General features: G+C 63.0%; 1 pseudogene. It reads right to left on the reverse strand.

From position 1 onward, the window contains the following. Positions 1-832 (reverse strand): annotated as a pseudogene (locus A8O26_RS29135) (RHS repeat protein); the annotation flags it as partial.

Below are 832 nucleotides of genomic sequence, written 5' to 3' on the forward strand. Positions count from 1 at the left end.
CTGGCCGTGGCGGGTGTCGGCAATGTGCTCCAGGTTGCCGTTGGCGCTGTAGGCATAATCGCGGCGATACAGGGAATCGTGTTGATGGCCTACGGCGTGGGCCAATAAACGGCCCTGATCGTCGTAGCTGTATTCGCTGTGCAGCAGGCCTTGCTGGCGTTGTTGCTCGCGACCCGACTGATAAACGTGGCGGCTCAGCGACGCGCCGTTGAGGTCGATGGCGGTCAGCGCCCCGCCCTTGGCGTAGTGATAATCGAGCTTGCTGTTGTCCGGCAGACGCAGGCGCTTGAGCTGGCCGCAGGCGTCGTAGGCATAACGCAGGGTGCCCCAGCCCTGATGCTCGGTGATCAGCCGGTCCTGACGGTCGTACTCGAAAGCCAGCGGGTGTTGCTGGCCATCGTCGACCCCAACCAAACGGCCGAGGCGGTCGTATTGGTAGCTGACCTTGACCCCGTCGGGCAGGGTTTTGATCAGAAGGCGCCCGGCAGCATCGCGTGCATACCCGGTAATCAGCTGCGAGCCGTCGTCGCCGAACTCAGTCTTCTCCAGCAAATGGCCATTGAGGTCATAGGCGTACGCGGTGCGGCGGCCGTCGAAGCCGGTTTCCTGACGGATCAACCCGGTCGCGGTGTAGTCCAGTCGGTATTTTTCCCCGGACTCGTTCTCTATCTCGGTGAGCAGCAGCTGCGCATGGTCGTAGCGGTACTGCACGCGCGTGCCGTCGGGGTTGATCCGCCGTGAGACCAGGTGCAAGTCATCGTCGTATTCGTAGCGGGTGATGCGTCCGAGTTCGTCGCGCTCGGCGGTCACTTGCCCGTAGGCACCGTAGTGG

Origin of the sequence: Pseudomonas fluorescens (assembly GCF_001648775.1) — a bacterium.
GTDB classification, from domain to species: Bacteria; Pseudomonadota; Gammaproteobacteria; order Pseudomonadales; family Pseudomonadaceae; genus Aquipseudomonas; species Aquipseudomonas fluorescens_M.